Origin of the sequence: Nocardia arizonensis, from assembly GCF_001310275.1 — a bacterium.
Taxonomy (GTDB): domain Bacteria; phylum Actinomycetota; class Actinomycetes; order Mycobacteriales; family Mycobacteriaceae; genus Nocardia; species Nocardia arizonensis.
In genome coordinates this window covers 1-3,463 of record NZ_LGYZ01000008.1, presented here as the reverse complement: position 1 = coordinate 3,463, position 3,463 = coordinate 1, and the positions used below count along the sequence as shown (strand labels likewise).

The window sequence follows — 3,463 nt, the reverse complement described above, 5'->3', positions numbered from 1 at the left end:
TCTCCACGATCGAGAGCTTCAGGCCGCTGCATGAAGATGAAAAAGGCTCACTGACGGTCGCGAGAAATATCACCGACGAATAGCGTGATTGGAAATCATGGCCGACCTGTTTCATGCAACTGTGAAGGTGGCCCGACGGTCAGCGCGTGTCTGTTTTGGAGCTGGCTTATGCCCCGGTGACACGTCATACCAAGCTGCCCTTCTCCTCCTTTATGATGCCGTTGGCGACCCCCCTGCTAAGCACCTCTACCGCACCGCCGTCATCATCGTTGACATATATGCGCACTATGTACTGTGCCCGGCTCAGTGCGAGGTACAGCAACGACAGGAAACGAATACGTTCGCTGGTGGATGTTCTGAAAATCTCCATATCTGGGATACCTGCAACCAAGACCGTGTCGAACTGGAGGCCAGCGAGGTACTCCGCAGGTCCCACTACGACGCCGCGACTGCGGTACCCGATACCTTCGATATCATTTCGGCTGGAGATTGTCGACACGTGATACTTTCCCGAGGTGGCAATCCGGGACGCAAGCTCGCTAAATCTGTGCCACTGCCGAATGTCCACGACGGCCAGAGCGATGCGGCCACTCGGATAGAGCTTCTGAACCGCCTTCGCAATATCAGTCTCTTCTCCGGTTCGCGATGCAGATTTGCTTAGCAGAGGAAGAGGGCCAGATTCCTGGACTGACTCGACTGCGCTGAAGTCGATTTGCCATTCTGCACCGAGGTCTAGAGTGGGGAACTCGTGGTGGACGTGCTTAATCAAGTCCAAAATTTGAGGTGTGAATCTATGCACAGTCACCAACTCAAAGTTGGCGACGTCCCCGATGCTATCCTCGAATGCAAGCAATGAGGATCGAGTGCCGTCGGACGCCACACCAATAAATGCCTCGGATGGAGACTGACGCGGATCGACCGCCAGGAATACCCGTGGGTAAATGCTAACGTCCCGCGACAGGTAGTGGAGAACCTGGCGCTCAAGGGGACTGAACAGATGAAACTCGTCTACAAAGATCAGATCGTACCCCTGCGTTCGTCGGGCTCGGTTCCATGAATGGGTTTCAAGGTGGCTCAGCAAATCCGCCAATACCTGATCTGAAGTCAGTATTGATCGGGCGTCCAGATTCGTCACATATTTCGTGTACAACGCGAAGACGACCCGTTTTTCGTCTTGAGTCTGTAATGGGAGCATCCAGGCCGCTCTGGGTAGGTGGCAATATCGAGACTCGGCACCAGCGCCGGGGAAGATCGCGGCAGCACCTATAACGGACCCAAACTCAATAAGAAGATCCCATGCCAACGCTCTCCGATCGTTGATTTCAAAAGAGTCGAATCTAACGCGCAGTCCCTCGGTGACACTGCTTCGGTAGGTGATCCAGTCGCCCGCGACGAAATCTTCTATCACCTCAAGAATTTCGTCCAGCTGAGCCTGTTTACCGCTAAAACTGTCCTCAGCATTGAGGATGTATCCCGAATTATCATCAACGTATTGTGGCGAAATAAACTTAGCGATCTCCAGGAGAGGAAAGACATCAATTTCGGTGAGAGTGCCAATCCCCATAGAGTCAATAGAATCCGAGATATCCGATGCCAAAGACCAGCTGTGCGTCACTATCAGCACACGGGATTCAACGCCGTTATCCCTGGCGTTGAGAACCTCTCTGGCTGCCTTCAGCGTAATCGCAAGCGTCTTGCCGGAACCTGCCGGTCCACGTAGGCGGATCGACCTGGACGTCGCAGCTTCAATGAAGGAACGTTGGTCTTCGGTTATCTCCTCCATCCACTTGTTGTATGGCCACCCCTTTGTCGTTGATTGCCCTAGGCGTCCGAGTTCGATCTCGACATCGGCCGACTGGAATCGTATTGCTAGCTGGAGTTGCTCGATTAACCTCGCGATGGCGGCGTCCCAGTCCGCCTCCCACCCAAACGGCAAGCCGGGCTTAATTGCTTCGAAATCCTCCAGGCTCACCGTCTGGTCCGACTCCGTCATGCCCCACAAGACGATATCTGGCGGCTCACCTAGCAGCATCTCTGCGGTCCACCGCCGTGCTTTGACATCTCCGCGCGGCATAGCGAAAAATGAGATGAGACTATTGTATTTATACTGGCGCCAACCGTGAGGTAACACCAGCGCCCCTTTCGCACGGGCACGTTCGGCAAGTGAGGCGATACGGCTGAGTACGTCGCCCCTGAGATCTGCCGGATGTTCGATTGTACGTCTCCCAAAAATAGGGTCCCGTATCAGGATAACCCGCTGCTCGTCAGCTTTGTCGCTCACGTGAAGGAGTACCTCTACATTGTCCCCCGCGTGCTCGAATAGCAACGGCGAGGTTGAGATGGCCTGCTTGGACAGGCCGGTAGCCAACTCCTTGAGCGCGCTTACAGTAGTGACGAGCGGCTTCATTGGTAGGTCTCTCCCAGGTACTCGGAATGGAGCCTTCTCATATCCTCATACTCTGAGGGAAGGCCTATTGACATGAAGACGAGCGCAAATTGCTGGACGAGAGCGTGAATATACCGATCCTGTAGGCGTGCGATGCGCCGGTAGCGAACAGTTTTTCTACCCGGGCTGGTAGCAATCTCGGATTCTTGCACCTGTTCAACGTGGCGAAGGTATGCGAAGTAGCCAAGGTTGTTGTTCGGCGCTATCGAGGAAAGGAACAGAGCGTCGCCCGGTGGCTGCGAAAGCGGTGCTTTGAGCGCTTGAACTACTGCATCCACGATTTTGTCTCGACTCTTCGCGTTGGGCGCACTTGCCTGCGACTCGATCAGGGCTTCTACCGCATCGTCTAGCGACTCGGCTTCATGGCTGATGAGGCGAATTGACTTCAGCACCTTTTCGGCGACATCTGCGTGCTGCCCGGTAAGACCTAGCAAGACAATTATCTCGTCAGGCGCCACTTCGGAGGGCCATGCCTTGATCCTTTCGTCTGAGATATTCGAATTCTTGTCCGGTAAGACTTTGCGTAGTTCACCGACAAACTTGACGAGGGCCTTTTCGCGGAGGTCGGGGATTTTCGTCTCAAGTAAGTATTCCTGAGCGGTTAGAAGAGGCGCACATGTCACACGGCCACGGTGCTTGGCGAAAGCCAGGTCGCAGTCAGCTGTGAGCACCAGAAGGTGGCGTTGCCAATGGGAGGCCGTCGAAGCGACGGCCTCTAGGACATCGCCCTGTCTGAGAGGATCAATGACGCTGATCTCGCGAAACTCCGGAAATACATCCGTCAATTGTTCCTCCAAGCACTGAACCGGTCCGCCATCATATCTGTTCCATCCATGCGTGAGTTTACTGTGTGAAACTCCCCGACTTTCGTGTGCAACCACCAATTTGCCACCGTAGCAGCTTAATTCGAAGACCGCAGTGCTCGCACGTCAGCCGAGCTAGCACTTATCCTCGGGATCGTGACCACGCACTGAGCCTTTTTCATCTTCATGCAGCGGCCTGAAGCTCTCGATCGTG

General features: G+C 54.6%; 2 protein-coding genes. Both read right to left on the bottom strand.

Annotated elements, in window-relative coordinates; translation table 11 throughout:
* Positions 1 to 184: 184 nt before the first annotated feature.
* Positions 185 to 2,407 (bottom strand): UvrD-helicase domain-containing protein, encoded by a 2,223-nt coding sequence (locus APZ21_RS01395; RefSeq protein ID WP_054811363.1) that lies wholly within the window; start codon positions 2,405 to 2,407, stop codon positions 185 to 187.
* Complete coding sequence (locus tag APZ21_RS01390; RefSeq protein WP_063125240.1) at positions 2,404 to 3,243, bottom strand: hypothetical protein; 840 nt, start codon at positions 3,241 to 3,243, stop codon at positions 2,404 to 2,406. Before APZ21_RS01390 ends, APZ21_RS01395 begins: the two co-directional genes overlap by 4 nt.
* Between the last annotated feature and the right edge of the window lie 220 nt (positions 3,244 to 3,463).